Origin of the sequence: Streptomyces antarcticus (assembly GCF_026627255.1) — a bacterium.
Taxonomy (GTDB): domain Bacteria; phylum Actinomycetota; class Actinomycetes; order Streptomycetales; family Streptomycetaceae; genus Streptomyces; species Streptomyces antarcticus.
Genome location: NZ_JAPNLM010000005.1, coordinates 328,690 through 343,709, shown reverse-complemented (window position 1 = coordinate 343,709; position 15,020 = coordinate 328,690). Strand labels below are relative to the sequence as shown.

The 15,020-nt window shown below is 73.6% G+C and carries 15 protein-coding genes and 2 pseudogenes; 10 read left to right on the top strand and 7 right to left on the bottom strand.

Annotated features, from left to right (window positions below; translation table 11 throughout):
• Positions 1 to 21 precede the first annotated feature (21 nt).
• The 4 genes from OTB16_RS11525 to OTB16_RS11510 form a co-directional block, all read right to left on the bottom strand.
• Complete coding sequence (locus tag OTB16_RS11525) at positions 22 to 615, bottom strand: TIGR03086 family metal-binding protein (protein WP_267719980.1); 594 nt, start codon at positions 613 to 615, stop codon at positions 22 to 24.
• A 273-nt stretch (positions 616 to 888) separates the two neighbouring features.
• Positions 889 to 1,287 carry a DUF4190 domain-containing protein gene (locus OTB16_RS11520; protein ID WP_267719979.1) on the bottom strand — a complete coding sequence of 133 codons (399 nt, stop codon included), beginning with the start codon at positions 1,285 to 1,287 and terminating at the stop codon, positions 889 to 891.
• Between the two features lie 211 nt (positions 1,288 to 1,498).
• The gene (locus OTB16_RS11515) at positions 1,499 to 2,269 is read right to left on the bottom strand and encodes a hypothetical protein (RefSeq protein ID WP_324290288.1); all 771 of its coding nucleotides are present in this window, start codon (positions 2,267 to 2,269) and stop codon (positions 1,499 to 1,501) included.
• Positions 2,270 to 2,416: 147 nt separating this feature from the next.
• A complete protein-coding gene (locus OTB16_RS11510; protein ID WP_267719978.1) occupies positions 2,417 to 2,599 on the bottom strand; it encodes a hypothetical protein in 183 nt (60 codons plus the stop codon).
• Between the two features lie 316 nt (positions 2,600 to 2,915).
• Between OTB16_RS11510 and OTB16_RS39235 the strand changes: the two are divergent.
• From OTB16_RS39235 to OTB16_RS11490, 4 genes and pseudogenes are all read left to right on the top strand, one after another.
• Positions 2,916 to 3,101: pseudogene (locus tag OTB16_RS39235) on the top strand (alpha/beta hydrolase); the annotation flags it as partial.
• A 361-nt stretch (positions 3,102 to 3,462) separates the two neighbouring features.
• Entirely contained in the window at positions 3,463 to 3,870 is a 408-nt protein-coding gene (locus OTB16_RS11500) for a YciI family protein (protein ID WP_267719977.1), read from the top strand.
• A gap of 8 nt (positions 3,871 to 3,878) precedes the next feature.
• Positions 3,879 to 5,054: an RNA polymerase sigma factor gene (locus tag OTB16_RS11495; RefSeq protein ID WP_267720025.1), complete on the top strand. Its 1,176-nt coding sequence runs from the start codon at positions 3,879 to 3,881 to the stop codon at positions 5,052 to 5,054.
• Positions 5,055 to 5,477: 423 nt separating this feature from the next.
• Positions 5,478 to 6,044 carry a DJ-1/PfpI family protein gene (locus tag OTB16_RS11490; RefSeq protein ID WP_267719976.1) on the top strand — a complete coding sequence of 189 codons (567 nt, stop codon included), beginning with the start codon at positions 5,478 to 5,480 and terminating at the stop codon, positions 6,042 to 6,044.
• Between the two features lie 166 nt (positions 6,045 to 6,210).
• Here OTB16_RS11490 and OTB16_RS11485 read toward each other — a convergent pair whose 3' ends face one another.
• On the bottom strand, positions 6,211 to 6,738 hold the full coding sequence (locus tag OTB16_RS11485) for an NUDIX hydrolase family protein (RefSeq protein ID WP_267720024.1): 528 nt from the start codon (positions 6,736 to 6,738) through the stop codon (positions 6,211 to 6,213).
• A 381-nt stretch (positions 6,739 to 7,119) separates the two neighbouring features.
• Here OTB16_RS11485 and OTB16_RS11480 point away from each other — a divergent pair, with 381 nt between their 5' ends.
• The 5 genes and pseudogenes from OTB16_RS11480 (at position 7,120) to OTB16_RS11460 (ending at position 10,443) form a co-directional block, all read left to right on the top strand.
• Complete coding sequence (locus OTB16_RS11480; RefSeq protein ID WP_267719975.1) at positions 7,120 to 7,680, top strand: hypothetical protein; 561 nt, start codon at positions 7,120 to 7,122, stop codon at positions 7,678 to 7,680.
• 419 nt (positions 7,681 to 8,099) lie between these two features.
• Positions 8,100 to 9,307: pseudogene (locus OTB16_RS11475) on the top strand (PepSY-associated TM helix domain-containing protein).
• A gap of 32 nt (positions 9,308 to 9,339) precedes the next feature.
• Positions 9,340 to 9,642, top strand: a complete 303-nt coding sequence (locus OTB16_RS11470) for an ArsR/SmtB family transcription factor (protein ID WP_267719974.1) — start codon at positions 9,340 to 9,342, stop codon at positions 9,640 to 9,642.
• Complete coding sequence (locus OTB16_RS11465) at positions 9,639 to 10,031, top strand: VOC family protein (protein WP_267719973.1); 393 nt, start codon at positions 9,639 to 9,641, stop codon at positions 10,029 to 10,031. The genes OTB16_RS11470 and OTB16_RS11465 overlap by 4 nt, the downstream gene beginning before the upstream one ends.
• 52 nt (positions 10,032 to 10,083) lie before the next feature.
• Positions 10,084 to 10,443, top strand: coding sequence for a PRC-barrel domain-containing protein (locus tag OTB16_RS11460; RefSeq protein WP_267719972.1), 360 nt, complete (start codon positions 10,084 to 10,086; stop codon positions 10,441 to 10,443).
• Between the two features lie 130 nt (positions 10,444 to 10,573).
• On the opposite strand, the gene OTB16_RS11455 is transcribed toward OTB16_RS11460, so the two are convergent.
• Positions 10,574 to 12,052, bottom strand: coding sequence for a type 1 periplasmic-binding domain-containing protein (locus tag OTB16_RS11455; protein WP_267719971.1), 1,479 nt, complete (start codon positions 12,050 to 12,052; stop codon positions 10,574 to 10,576).
• Between the two features lie 4 nt (positions 12,053 to 12,056).
• Positions 12,057 to 14,072, bottom strand: a complete 2,016-nt coding sequence (locus tag OTB16_RS11450; protein WP_267719970.1) for a hypothetical protein — start codon at positions 14,070 to 14,072, stop codon at positions 12,057 to 12,059.
• 183 nt (positions 14,073 to 14,255) lie between these two features.
• Here OTB16_RS11450 and OTB16_RS11445 point away from each other — a divergent pair, with 183 nt between their 5' ends.
• Complete coding sequence (locus tag OTB16_RS11445; RefSeq protein ID WP_267719969.1) at positions 14,256 to 15,008, top strand: YqjF family protein; 753 nt, start codon at positions 14,256 to 14,258, stop codon at positions 15,006 to 15,008.
• The last annotated feature ends 12 nt before the right edge of the window (positions 15,009 to 15,020 follow it).

Sequence of the window (15,020 nt, the reverse complement as noted above, 5' to 3'; positions counted from 1 at the left end):
CGGCCGCCGCCTCCGGGCCGGTCAGGAGGGGGACCAGCCCGGGTCACGACCGCTGAGCCCGACGGCGCGGTCCAGCAGCGGGGCGTCGTCCGGTACGGGCACGACGGGTCCGAAGATGTCCCCGCCGCCGTTCCCCTCCTCGGCGGAGGCCAGCAGCAACGCGTACGAGGCGCTCAGCGCGGCCTGATCGGGTGCGTACGGCTGGCCGGTGGCCCTGGCCAGGTCCCAGCCGTGCACCAGCAGTTCGTCGGTGGCCACCGCTGCCGCGACGTCGCCGGGCAGGTCCACGCCGCCCGCGCGGGTCATGCCGGTCCAGGCGGCCGGGTCCTTCCAGGCCTCGGCCAGTTCTCCGAGGACCCGGGGAAGGTCCTCGCGCCAGTCGGCGGGCAAGGTGGGCGCGGTCGAGTCGGGGGACGTGTCCGTGGTGGGGCCCAGGTCCTTGCGGGCGGCGTCGCGGAAGGCGACGGCGAGGCCCGCGAGGTGACCCAGCAGGTCGCCGACCGTGTACGCGGGGCAGGGCGTCCGGTCGGCGAGCCGCGCGTCCGGGACGGCCGCCGCGAGGCGGGCCACGATCAGGGCCTGCGGTCCGAGGTCGAAAGTGGTCGTATCGGTCATCTGCCGCACCTTTCGCAACGAGGGGTGTGAAGGGTAGACCGGCGACGGCCCCCGAACTCATCGCGACGCGGGCGGGGACGAGGGCCCCGGGGGGATGAAAGAGCAGGGCCCACGGGCGCCCGGCAGTACCGGCGGGGCCGGAGGGCTTCTTCGTGCTGGTGGGTCGTGACGTTGTCGTCATGCCGATGACCATGACGCCGGGGCGCCCGCCCGGTCACCGCGGTGGGCCGCCCACCCGGGGTGTGGCCTGCCACACCCCGGCGGTGATGCGCGTCAGTTGTTGACGTCCTCGTTGAAGCGGTTGGAGCAGTCCTGCTGTTCCTGCTGCGTCTGGGCGTTGTTCATGCAGGACCGCAGGTCCTTGCCCTCGTCGGAGTTGAGGATGGACACCCCTACGGCGACCAGGATCCCCGCGATGACCACGGTCACGGCGCCCAGGACCAGGCCGGCGATGGCCATGCCGCGGCCACCGGCACCGGCGCGGGCTCTGCGGAGGGCGGCTATGCCCAGGCCGATGGCCACCAGCGCCAGCGGGATGCCCACGAACCAGATCCACAGGAGCAGCAGGGACGCGATGCCGGTGATCAGTGCGGCCACGGCCAGGCCGCTGCGCCCCGTGGCGGGCTCGGGGTGGGCACTGGTGGCGTCGGGAGAGCGGTACGCGTCGGACATGAGTGGGTCCCTCCAGGAGCCGGTCGGTGAACAACTTCACTGCGGAGCAGTGGTGTTCAGCCCGTGTGCCACGGCCGGCCCGCCGCAAACCCACCCCGCCCGTTCGGCGTGGGGAACGGGGCCGGCGGACGGGCACGGCGGACAGGGACGGCCGACAGGGACGGCCGACAGGGCGCGCCCGGCGCGCCCGGGCGACCCCGCCGGGCGGCGCTCAGGACGGGGCGTTCCAGGCGGTCGTCAGTCCGTCCAGCCAGGCGGGCGGCAGCTCCGCGGCGTCCCACTCCTCCCGCAGCCCCTGCGGGGCGGCGACGAGCCGCTCCAGCACGGCGATGCTCGTGACCGAGTGGACGAGCGAGTACCGGCCGTGGACCGTGATGGCGCTGCCCGGCCCGTACGCCGCGAACAGCCGCTCCAGCCGGGTCCGGTGGGCCGCGGCGAACCGCGTCAGCCGCCCGGGGTACCCGGCCCGCTGCCGGGGGCTCATCGTGGCGAGGACGGCGGTGAGGACCTCGCCGGTCACCTCCGGGTCCAGCTCCGAGGCCGCGGTGAACGACAGGTACAGGGGGGTGACCGCCACCTGCGCCCGCTCCACCTCCATGCGCCGCGGCCGCGGCCGCTCCCCGGCCGGGTCCGGCGGCCCGTCCTCCCCCACCACCCGGGCCAGGGTCCGTTCGGCGACGGCGCCCAGCTCTTCCAGGAGGCCGGCGGCGCCGTCGAGCCAGCCCGACTCGTACGCCTCGCCCTTGTCGCCCGGCGCGCTGCGGCCGTCGGCGCCCAGCTCCTCGTACGCGAGAGCCAGGGTGCCGGCCTCGACGAGCCCGATCAGCGCCCGCGCGTCGTCGGCGGGCACGCCGGCCCGCGCGAGGAGCTGCAGCAGCGTCGTCCTCGCGTTGTCGACACTGGCCTCGTCCGGCCACTGCCGTCCCTGGTCGGCCGCGCCCATCGGCCCCTTCTCATCGCTCGGGTTGTGCGGTGTGTGCAACGTGATCGCTCCCTTCGACGGTCCAACGCCCGACGGCCCGGCTGTGATCCCGTCGGCAGGGTACTGCCGGGGGCACTCCCACAGGACCGACCGGACCGTCAGCGCAGCCGCCGCCTTCGCCGGGCGGGCCACCAAGCGCGCCGTGCGTCACGCCGTGTTCCGGTCGACGAGGAGCAGCACCAGCGTGAGGGCGCACACGAGAAGGAGACCGCCCGACGCGAGGAGACAGCCGGAGCGGGATTCCTTCGGCCTGAAGTGCGCGATGGCGACGCACACCGCGAGGACCATGAGGACGGGAACCATCAAGAGGACGACGATGCCGAGTGCCATGTACCTCTCCGAGAACCGCTGCGAGGGGTGGGCCGGCAGGCGCACCCCTCACCCATGACACCCGAGCGGGACGGACGGTCCTTCGGCGGGTTCGAGTCGCTGGCGCCGCCGGCCGGAGCGTACAACCCTGGGGGGAGGCGGAAATCAACTCCGGTGGGCCGGCACGGGCGGCGGCCGAGGGCTACGTTGACGCCCGTCCCGCACCCCTTCCGCGTGCGCTGGTCGGCGCCCGGGCCGCCGCGTCTGCGCTGCTGGGACCGCCGATCGGCCTCGGGCCGCCCACGTACGACCACAACCACGCGCCCACCTGCTCCCAGTGGCCCGCGGAGCGCCCGAGCCGCTTCGAGGGTTCCTACGGGCGGCCGGTTCCGCCCCGATCCTCGTCCTCGGCACGACCGGAGACCCGGACACCCCGTACCAGGACGCCGTGGCGCCGGCCGGGACGCTGGACAACGGGCGGCTGCTGTCCTTCGCCGGCGAAGGACACACGGCCTACAACCGGAGCGCGTGCGTCAGCGCCCTGGCCACGGCCTACCTCGCCACCCTGGCGCTGCCCGCGCGGGCACCGTCTGCGCGGACGAGGCCCCCCGGGCGCGCTCGGCCGCAGCACCACCGCGGCCCTCGGGGTCGACGAGACGCGCGATGTGATCCCCGCCCCGCACTGAGCCCCCGGAACCGGCCGCGGGCGCGGCCCTGGACACCGGCCACGGGGTCGGGGCGGCAGCCGGCAGCCGGCCGCCGGCCGCGGCCCCGCGCCTCCCGGGCAAAAAAGTTCCGGCGCGGATGTCGAGAACCCGTGGCCGGCTCCGTCCCCGCTGCGAACGCGGCCACAATGGGTCGCACCAGCACCGAGGAGATGCACCATGGCCAAGTACCTGCTGCTCAAGCACTACCGCGGCGCCCCGGCTCCGGTCAACGACGTGCCCATGGATCAGTGGACGCCGCAGGAGATCTCGGACCACATCCAGTACATGAACGACTTCGCGGCCCGGCTCGAGGGGACCGGCGAGTTCGTCGGTGCCTCCGCGCTCGCCCCCGAGGGGTCGTTCGTCCGGTACGACGGCGAGGGTCGCCCGCCGGTGACCGACGGCCCGTTCGCCGAGACCAAGGACCTCATCGCCGGCTGGATGGTGATCGACGTAGACAGCCACGAGCGCGCCGTCGAGCTGGCCGGGGAACTGTCGGCCGCTCCCGGGGCGGGCGGGAAGCCGATCCACGAGTGGCTCGAGCTGCGCCCGTTCCTCACCGCGCCGCCCACGGTCACCGAGTGAGCTCCGAGGTGGACGAGGTCCTGCTCCGGAGCCTCACCCCGAGCGTGATCGGGATCCTCGTCCGCCGCGGAGCCGACTTCGCGGCGGCCGAGGACGCCGTGCAGGACGCGCTGGTCGCGGCGGTCCGCGCCTGGCCGGCCGGCGCCCCCCGGGACCCGAAGGGCTGGCTGGTCACCGCGGCCTGGAGACGGTTCCTCGACGCGACCCGGGCGGACGCCGCCCGCCGCCGGCGTGAGGGAGTCGCCGAGGAGGAGCCGCCGCCCGAGCCCGGGCCCGCGGTCGACGACACGCTCCTGCTCTACTTCCTGTGTGCCCACCCGTCGCTGACCCCGTCGTCCGCGGTCGCGCTCACGCTGCGCGCCGTCGGCGGGCTCACCACCCGCCAGATCGCCCGGGCCTACCTGGTGCCCGAGGCAACCATGGCGCAGCGCATCAGCCGGGCCAAGCGCACCGTCTCCGGCGTGCGCTTCGACCGGCCCGGCGACGTCGCCACCGTATTGCGCGTCCTCTACCTGGTCTTCAACGAGGGCTATTCCGGCGACGTCGACCTCGCGGCCGAGGCCATCCGGCTCGCCCGGCAGCTCGCGGCCGCGGTCGACCACCCCGAGGCGGCGGGACTGCTCGCCCTCATGCTGCTCCACCACGCCCGGCGCGCCGCCCGGACGGCGTCCGACGGCAGCCTGGTGCCGCTCGCCGAGCAGGACCGGGGCCGGTGGGACACCGGGGCGATCACCGAGGGCGTCGCCGTTCTCCAGGCGGCCCTCGCCCGCGACCGGCTGGGCGAGTTCCAGGCGCAGGCCGCCATCGCGGCGCTCCACGCCGACGCGCGGAGCGCCGACGAGACCGACTGGGTGCAGATCGTCGGGTGGTACGACGAGCTCGTACGCCTGACCGACAACCCGGTCGTCCGGCTCAACCGCGCGGTGGCCGTCGGCGAGGCCGACGGACCGCGCGCAGGCCTGGCGGCGCTCGCGGCGCTGGAGGAGTCCTTCCCGGGCTCCGCGGGCACGGAGCACCCCGTGCCCCGTCACGCGGCGGTGGCGGCGTACCTCCACGAGCGTGACGGCGACCTGGCGGCCGCGGCCCGGCTGTACACCGAGGCGGCCCGGAAGGCGACCAACCTCGCCGAGCGCGACCACCTGACGCGGCAGGCCGCCCGGCTCAACGCCCGCCGGATGCTCTGACGGGTCACGCCGTCCGCCCGGCCCCGACCCTGCGGTGCCGTCCTCGGGGAGGGGGGGCGGGGCCGGGGATACGCAAGGGCCCCGACCGGCCGGGGGGGGAGGGCCGGCCGGGGCGGCCCCGGCCGGCAGGGGGGACAGCCGGCCGGGGCGTTCGAAGGCGGGAGCGGGAAGGGCGGTCGCCTCGCGGCGAAAGGCTCTGCGGGGCTTCAGCCGGACGATCTTCCCCACAGGCGATGGTCAGGCCCGGGGACATCATCCCTTCCCGCACCCACATGTAGATGAACGGTCAACGAAACCTGTTTGTTCCCCGCTCCCGAAACCGAACGGCAAACACCGGGGGTGTGCGGTCCGCGCACCCCGGGGAGGGTAACGGTGGCCCCGGCGGGGCCGACCGATCGTGATCCGTCCTCCCTGGAGCAGCCCATGGCAGTGAAGATCCTCATCGTGACCGGTGACGCGGCCGAGTCGCTGGAAGTCCTCTATCCGTACCAACGCCTGCGCGAGGAGGGCTACGAGGTCCACATCGCGGCGCCGTCCGTCAAGAAGCTGCGGTTCGTGGTCCACGACTTCGAGGACGGCTTCGACACGTACACCGAGAAGCCGGGCTACACCTGGCCGGCCGACCTGGCCTTCGCCGACGTGGTCACCGAGGACTACGAGGCCGTGGTCGTCCCGGGCGGGAGGGCTCCGGAGTACCTGCGCAACGACCCGGAGGTACGGCGGATCCTGGCCGCCTTCGCCGGGGCGGACAAGCCGATCGCCCAGATCTGCCACGGCCCGCTGATCACGGCCGCGGCGGGCGGCCTGGCCGGCCGCCGGGTGACGGCCTACCCGGCGCTGGAGCCGGACATGAAGGCGGCCGGAGCGGCGTTCGAGGACTCCGAGACCGTGGTCGACGGCACGCTGGTCTCGGCCAGGGCCTGGCCGGACCACTCGAGCTGGATGCGGGAGTTCCTGACCGTCCTGCGGGCCAAGGCCCCCGTGACCTGACCGGCCCGCTCGGAGCGGGCGCGAACGTCACGGCGGGCTCAGGGCCGGGCTCGTCAACGTCACGCGTCCTCCTTCCGGGCAGCGCGGGCGGCCCACCCGTCCTTCTCCGGGCAGCGCGGGCGGCCACCCGTGCTGCCCGGACCGGCGGGCGGCGGCGGGGCGCAGCTCAGTAGGCGTGTCCCGCGTAGGCGAGTGCCTGCTTCAGCAACACCCCGTGCCCGCCCGGCATCTCGTTCTGAACGGAGATCGAGGCCGCCTCCTGCGGACTCAGCCAGACCAGGTCAAGCGCGTCCTGACGGGGCCGGCAGTCGCCGGTCACCGGCACGATGTAGGCGAGGGACACCGCGTGTTGGCGGGGGTCGTGGTACGAGGTGACCCCCACCGTGGGGAAGTACTCGGCGACCGTGAAGGGCTGGAGGGAGGCGGGGACGTGGGGCAGGGCCATCGGGCCGAGGTCCTTCTCCAGGTGGCGCAGCAGCGCGTCCCGGACCCGCTCGTGGTGCAGGACGCGGCCGGACACCAGGTTCCGGCTGACCGTCCCGTCCGGGCCGATGCGCAACAGCAGCCCGATGCTGGTGACTTCGCCGCTGGTGTCCACACGTACGGGCACGGCCTCCACGTACAGGATCGGCATCCGGGCCCTGGCCAGTTCCAGCTCGTCGCTGGTCAGCCAACCGGGCGTGGTTTCGGTCATGTCAGACATTGCTTGATCATACTTTCCGGGTGCGGCGGCCGCAGGATCCCGGGAAGAGTTCGAATACGCCAAGCGGGCGCGCGGACCCCGCCCTTCACCGCGGTTCCCGGTCAAGGCCTGATCGGGGAGGGCTGGGCGTCGGCCCCGGGCCATCTTGAACGAGCGGACCGGGGGGATGGTCACGACCGTCCCGGCGGGGAGCGCCGCCGGGTCCCCCGGCGCTCCCGGGTACGCCCCGTCCCCGTGTCCCCCTGGGCACAGAGCGTCGCACCGCGTCGCACCGGCCCTCTCGGGCGGCCGCGGGGGTTCGGGCCGCCCGGTGGGCGTACCGGCCGATATCCTGGGTGTTGCCTCGGGGCTCTCCTCACGAAGGACAGCACGATGATCCGGCAGACGAACCGGCGTCGGTGCCTCTCGCTTCTCGCGGCCCCGCTCCTCGCCTCCTCGGTAGCCCTCACCCCCGCCTTCGCGGCCCAGGGCCGCGCGGCGGGCCCGGGCGCCGCACCCTCGGCACCCTCCTGCGAGCTGGTGCCGGGCGGCGGCGGCAAGCCGGGCGTCACGTGCGCCAAGCCTCTCCCGCAGAAGCCGGGAGGCGGCAAGGGGAGCGTGAAGGTCACCAAGGCCGAGGTGGTCGTCCTGACTCCGCCCGGGTCCGTCATCGACTGCTCCAAGGGGACCACGGCCGAGTTCGACGGCAAGATCACGGCCACCGGGCCGGGGAAGGTCCGCTACTACTGGACGTTCGCCTCCAGCTCCGACCCGGTCTCCCCGGGCTCGGCCGACTTCGCCGCCGGGACCGGCAGCCGAGCCGTGCTGCACGTGGTGAAGGTGCCGGGCCAGGCGAACGCCTCGACGGTGAGCACCTTCGTCACCCTGCACCTGCCGGACCAGAAGATGAGCGCGCGGAGCGCTCAGGTGACCTTCACCTGCGAGAAGAAGTAGCGCCGCGCCCCCGCGACGGCGGGCCGCCCCCTGAGCCGTGCGCGGTGCCGGCCTGGAAGGGCCGCGAGCAGGACGGCCGCCCGGCGTAAGGGGTGTACGCGCGTCCCGACCCGGACTCCGAGCCCGGCCCACGGTTGTACGGGCCGGGCCCTTCGGCGTGAACGGAAAGTGGCGGAAACCAGATGGGGTTCCGGTCCGACTACATGGCGGAGGTGATCAGGAGCCGGCAGGCGGTCCCTCACCCGTGCGTGCCAGGAGGAGGAGCCGTGTCGGAGCGGAAGTACCGGGTGACCCGCACGTTCTCCGGCCGGTGTACCGGGCGCGGCCGCGGTTACCGCGCCCGCGCGCCCGGCACACACCACCTACCGGCTTCGCCGTACGCGCACGCACTGAGCGCGCGTACTGATGGGGGAACACACATGTCTTCGGCCATCGGTCACGACACGCGGGGGCAGGACCGGACGACACGGGAGGAGCCCCCCGGCCGCTCGTGGCGGGGTGCGCGCGCCCTGGTGCTCCGACTGCACTTCTACGCCGGGGTGTTCGTCGCCCCGTTCCTGCTCGTCGCGGCCCTCACCGGGCTGATCTACACCTTCACCCCTCAGCTCGACCAGCTCGTGTACGGCGAACAGCTGCGCGTCGAGCAGAGCGGCGGGCAGGCCCGTCCGCTGGCGGAGCAGATCACCGCGGCACGGTCGGCGCACCCGGAGGGCACCCTCGCCTCCGTCACGACACCCGCAGGGCCGCGGCACACCACCCGAGTGGTGCTGTCCGTGCCCGAGTTGGGCGAGAGGCAGCGCACGGTCTTCGTCGACCCGTACACCGCGCGGGTGCGGGGCGAGCTCACCACCTGGTACGGATCGACTCCGCTGACCACCTGGCTGGACGACCTGCACCGGAACCTGCACCTGGGCGAGACCGGCCGCCTCTACTCCGAGGTCGCCGCGAGCTGGCTCGGGGTGGTCGTCGCGGGCGGCCTCGTGCTCTGGCTCGGCCGCTGTCGCGGGCAGCGCGCCGGCTCGGCCCGCGGCGTGCTGCTGCCCGACCGGGGTGCCAAGGGCGTGCGCCGTACCCGCAGCTTCCACGCGGCGACGGGCGTGTGGCTCGCGCTCGGCCTGTTCTTCCTCAGCGCCACCGGGCTGACCTGGTCCCACTACGCCGGCGAGCGCTTCGGGCAGCTGCTGGACGCGGTCAAGGGGCGCGCGCCGGAACTCGACACCCTGCTGCCCGGAGCCGAGCCGCCGGATGGGGCGGAGGGCGGGGAGCACGCGGGCCACGGCGGTACCCCGAAGGCCGCCGACGCCGATCCGGCCGCCTTCGACTCGGCACTGGCCGCCGCCCGGGCGGCGGGTCTGGGCGGCACCGTCGAGGTGACGCCCCCTGCCGACGCGTCCAGCGCGTGGGTCGTGGCGCAGAACGACAACGCGCAGGGCCTCGATGGGCAAGGCCCCGGCCCGCGGCGCCTGGCGCACCCTGCCCCTGCCGGCTCTCGTGGCCGGTCTGCCGGCCGTGGCGGCGCCTGGGCTGGGCGCTGCCGGTACTCGGGGTGACGCTCCTCGCCTTCCTGCTGTTCGACGGGGCCGTCGGGCTCGTACGCGGGGTTCGGGCGCGGCGCACCTCGACTTGATAGGCAAGTGTGTGGTTGCCTATCGTGTGGACGTGGCCGGTGACCTCTTCAAAGCCCTGGCCGACCCCACCCGCCGCACCATCCTCGACGAGCTCACGGAAAGGTCCGGACAGACACTGTTCGAGATCTGCGCGCGCCTGAGCATGAAGCACCGGCTCGGCATCTCACGCCAGGCGGTTTCCCAGCACCTCGCCGTGCTGGAGGCCGCCGGGCTGGTCGAGAGCAGGCGGGAGGGCCGCTACAAGTTCCACGACCTGAACACGGCCCCGCTGCGGCGGATCGCCGAGCGATGGCTCGCGCCCGACCCATCCGGACCGGAGGAAAGCACCCCGTGAAGATCCATCTGACCAGCGTCTTCGTAGACGACCAGGCCGAGGCCCTGCGCTTCTACACCGAGATCCTCGGCTTCGTGAAGAAGTACGACGTCCCCGTGGGCGAGAAGGACCGGTGGCTGACCGTCGTCTCGCCGGACGAGCCCGGCGGCACCCAGCTCCTCCTGGAGCCCGCCGGCCACCCGGCCGTCAGGCCCTACCGCGACACGCTCGCCAAGGACGGCATCCCGCTCGCCCAGTTCGCCGTCGACGACGTGCACGCGGAGTACGCGCGCCTGCGCGCCCTCGGGGTCCGCTTCACCCAGGAACCCCTGGACATGGGCGTCGTCACCACCGCCGTCTTCGACGACACCTGCGGCAACCTGATCCAGATCGCCACTCAGCCGCAGTAGGCGGCCGCCGGGGCGCGGGATTGGGACGGCGGCCCGGGGGCACGCGGGCCTCATGACCAGTCACGACATGTGGAACCACCGACAGGCCCCGGAGTTCGTCGAGGGCGTGGACCTGGCCGGCTGGCCGGTCGAGGCGACCGACGGCACCGTGGGCAAGGTCGACAAGCACTCGGCCGAACTCGACTCCTCCTACCTGGTGGTCGACACCGGAGTCTGGGTCTTCGGCAAGGAGGTACTGATCCCGGCCGGGACCATCACCCGCATCGAGCTGGACGAGCAGCGGATCTACGTGGGCCTGACGCGGGTGCAGATCGAGAACGCCCCCGAGTTCGACCGGCAGCTACACCTCGGCGATCCTGCCTACCACCACGGCCTCAGCACCCACTACGGCCCCGGCGGCACGACCGCCTGAGCGGCACCCACCCCCGCCCCCGCGCCACGAGGGGCGGGATGTGTACCGGGCGCGCATCGGGGAGCGCGTGGTTGTCCCTGGGCTTGAGCGGCGGGCGGCGGCGGGCGGCCGCTGCCCGCCGCCGTCCGTGTCACTGCTGTTCGGGGGGCTTGCCCTGCGCCGCCGACACCTCGACGAACTCGGCCTGGCCCGCCGCGTTGAGCCGCAGGACCGGTACCGCCTTGTTGCGGGGGTTGCCGTTGTTCTGGAAGGAGATGAAGCCGCTGGCTCCCGCCACCTGCTGACTTCCGTCCATCTGGTGGAACATCCGGGCCACGGCGTCGCCGGCGACCTTGCCCTGCCAGCGTGCGGCCATCTGGATGCCGTGGGCGGCGGCGAGGACGGCGTCGTGGCCCATCAGCGCGCCGCCGTCGTGGCGCGCGTCGTGCGGGAACCACTGGTCGAGCAGGCCACCCTGCTGGAAGTTCTTCGCCGAGGGGGCGGACACCGACTGCGGGGACGCCCGGTACATGTCGGGGTGGGAGAGGCCGGTGTAGAGGACCTCGACCCCGGTGTCGGCGGCGTGGGCGAGCTGTTCGGCGGTCAGGTTCGTGGTGTCGTCCCCGGCGAAGACGGTGAACTTCTGCTCGGTGCAGCTTCGGTTGGCCAGCGAGTCCAGGAAATGGGTGAGGTGCCGGCCGCGGCCCGCGAAGTAGACGACCTGCGGGCGTTGCAGGCACAACTGGCCCGACATGTAGCGGAGTTCGTTCTGCCAGGCGCTGCCGACGGAGGAGTCGTAGGTCATCCGCTCGGCCACCAGTTTGTGAGCGCCGCCGTCGTGGAAGGCCTCGGTGAAGGCCGTGCCGAGCGTGGAGGCGTACAGATTGCCCTTGGCCACGTCCTGGATGACGACGGCGCTGGCGACGCCGCGCCTCTTCAGGTAGCCGGCGGCGGCGTACGCCTCGTCGACGTTGGTGGGGGCGACCCGGACGAAGCCGTTGATGTTCTGGATGTCGGTGGCCGTCATGGTGGCTCCGACCATGGCGATGCCGTGTTCGGAGAGCCGTCGTATGGCCGCGAGGTTCTCGTCCGTGCTGGGGCCGAGGCCGGCCACCGCGACCAGCCGGTCCGGGGAGTCCTTGCGGGCGATCAGCTCGTCGACGGTGTGCCGCCAGTGGGCCGACCGGCTGCCCGGGTTGGCGATCAGCAGGCGGATCTTCGGCGTGGCCGACAGGTCGCCGCGGTTGTGGCGGTACTGGGCGAGGTAGGCGCCCTGGAGTTCGTGCCGGACGCCTTCCGCGGAGTTGCTGTCCTCGGCGGTGGTGGTGAAGGAGGTGAGGTAGGCGACGCTGACGTAGGGCTCCTCGCCGGCGTCGGCCAGGACGCGGGCGTTCTCCTCCTGGATCTTCTTCCCGACCTCTTCGAGGTGCGGGGCGAACGTGTAGGAGCCGTCGGTCACCCCGACGCATTCGTCCCGTTCGCCCCGTTCTACGACTCCCTCGGCGCAGGTGGAGCGCCATTCCTGGATCCAGCCGGCGCCCAGCCAGAGCGCCGTGGCGAGCACGGCGGCGCCCGCGAGGGCGAGGGCGACGCGGCGTACCACGTGCAGCGGCCATTCGAGTCTGACCACGGGCTCAGCCCTCCCCGCCGGCGGTCTGGGGATCGCGCCAGTGCCGGTGTCGCTCCGCCTCGTTGAAGAGGGCCACGATGTCGTTCCTCCGCAGTTGGGACAGCTGGGTGAAGCCGTCGGCGATCATGTCGTTGAGTCGCATGGCGGGGTCGGCGAGCGGATCGCTCCACACCCATCGGGTCGTCACCAGCGTGTGGATGACGGCTTCCACGTCCATGACGCGCCCACCGGCGCGCCCGGTGGTGCGCGGGCCCAGCCCGGCGAGGAGTTCCAGCGGGCCGCCGTCGGCGGGGAGGCGATTGGGTGCGGCGGTGACCGCGTGGAACTCCGCGATCCACTGCAGGGCCGGCACCGTGGTGAAGCGCCGGGTCAGGTGGGCGGTGACCGCGTCGGTACGCCCGAGAGCGAGCTCGTGGTACATCTCCTGGACGGGGCGTCCCTCGTCCCGGTAGTGCTCGGCGAGGAGTTCGTGCGCGGTGTCCCACGCGTCGGGACGCCGGGCGAGCCGCCACAGCAGCAGCCGGCGCAGCCAGGGGTGGAGTACGGGGACGACGGCGGCCGGTCCTGACAGCAGCCAGCGGGACCGGACTTCGCCGAACAGGGCGTCGCCGGGGCTGAGGAGGCGCGTGCCGACGGAGAAGTCCCGGGCGGCGGCGCATTCGGCGAGGGCGGCGCGCCCGGTCTCGTCGAAGTCGCGCAGGAGGTGGCCGAGGGCGGTGTCGGCGAGGGTGGCGGTGTGCTCGCCGATGCTCAGCGGCCGGTCGGGAAGGGCGCGCAGCCAGCGGTCCTGCCGGGGCCCCGAGTCCGGGGGCGGCCCGGACTGGCGCAGCGTCTCCAGGACCTGGTGGACGGCGCGCGGCAGTCCGCCGGTGAGGCGGTGCACGAAGGGGGTGAGGCGGGTCAGCGGGGCGAGGTCGCCGTGTCCGCCGAGCTGGAGCTCGATGCGGATGCGGACCTCGTCGAGGTTGAGGTCGCGCAGGCGTAAGGGGTACCACCAGGTGTCCTCGCTGTCCCGGGTGGGCCGGTGGGTGTTCCAGTCGGTCAGGGAGGCCCGGTCGGGGCCGCGGAGCTGCCAGGGCCAGGAGTCCCCGGTGGCGGGACCCCAGCGGGGCAGCCAGCGGTTGGAGCTGGCGACGACGGTCAGCGGGTCGCTCGCGTGGCCCGCGACGACCGTCTCGTCGTGCCGGGCGCGCACGAGCAGGTCCAGGAAGCGGCGGCCGTACTCGGTGTGGGAGTTGTCGAGGAGGAGCAGGTAGGAGCGGGGCATGAAGTTGCGGGCGGTGTTGCGTCTGAGGTCTTCCAGGAACGCCGAGAACAGCACGAGGTCGAGGCGCTCCTGTGCGTTCTCGTCTCCCTCGTGGCGCCACAGGTTGAGTTCGACGAGGGCTTCCATGGGGTCCCCGCTGCGGGTCATGGGGTGAGCGCCGTACCAGTGGGCGCCGGTGGTGAGCCTGCTGCCGGTTCGTCCGCGGAACAGGCCCGGCATGCTGCGGCGGCCCCGGCGCAGGGCGTCCTGGAACAGGGCGAGGGCGGCGGTGGAGGCGCCTTCGGGCATGCCGACCGCGCCCATGCCGACTTCGAAGAAGGCGGCGAGGTAGTCGCCGTGGCGGGCCTCGTTGTCCTGCTGGAACTCGTCGAGCTGCCGCTGGACGGCGCGCCGGCCCTCGGTGAGGCTGCGCATCCGCAGCTCCTGGTCGGAGGCGAGCAGGCCGAGGCTGAGCAGCGGGAAGCGGGAGCGTCCGTAGCGGGGGAGTTTGCGTTCGAGCTGGCGGGCGAGGAGGCCCAGGGCGTAGCGGGGCAGGAGTGACTGGGAGCCGCCGAAGTTGACGAAGGCGAAGGGGTACTCGGGTCCGAAGTGCTCCATGAGGGCGCTGTGCGCCTCGCTGGCGCCGCTGCCGGGTGGTCCGAGCAGCATCGTGAGGGGCCGTTCGGCCGCCGGGGTCTCCTTGAGGCACGCGTCGACAAGGGTGAGGATGCCGCTGCGGCCCCGCAGGCCCATGCCGATACCCGGCTCCGTCACGTGTCCGCCCCCCAGGCTCGCGCATTCGAGGACACGAGCGTGTCATCTGTCGCCGATCTCTGCCATAGGCCGGGTCTCCCGGATTCGGGGCGGCGCGCGGGACGCCCCTCCCCCGGGCGGCGGGGGCCGCCGCCGGTCTCCGCGAGTCCGGCGGGGCGGGCGGCGGGCTGGGAGAATGGCGGGGTGCCGCATCCACAGCCGACGGAACCCGTGAGCGCGGAGCCGCCCTTCTCCCTGGCGCGCCCCCTGCTGACGCAGTCCTGGCTCGACCTGGCGTTCCTGCACTGGGCGGTCGACCCGGCCGAGGTGGCTCCCCTGCTGCCCGCGGGGACCGTCCCCGACACCCTCGACGGATTCTCCTACGTCGGCCTCATCGCCTTCCGGATGCACCGCGTGGGCTGGCTGGGGCTGCCCGGCGTCCCGTACTTCGGCTCCTTCCCGGAGACGAACGTACGGCTGTACTCGGTGGACGCCCGGGGGCGGCGGGGCGTCGTGTTCCGGTCCCTGGACGCCTCGCGGCTCGTACCGGTGGTCATCGCCCGTGCGGGCTTCCGGCTTCCCTACCGGTGGGCGCGGATGTCCGTCGTGCGCGACGGTGACGTCCTCACGTACACGGGCCGGCGCAGGTGGCCGGGCCCGCGGGGCGCGGGCTCGCGCATCGCCGTCCGCGTGGGCCCGCCGGTCGACGAGCCGACCGCGCTGGAGCACTTCGTCACGGCCCGGTGGGCCCTGCACAACGACTTCCACACCGGCCCGCTGTACCTGCCCAACACCCATCCGCGCTGGCCGCTGCGGCGCGCGGAGCTGCTGGAGTGCACGGAGGACCTGGTCGCCGCGGCCGGACTCTCCGCCCCGGCCGGCGCCCCGGCCAGCGTCCTGTACTCCGCGGGGGTCCCGGTCCGCTTCGGGCGCCCCCGCCGGCTGACCCCGCGCTGACGGGACCGCGCG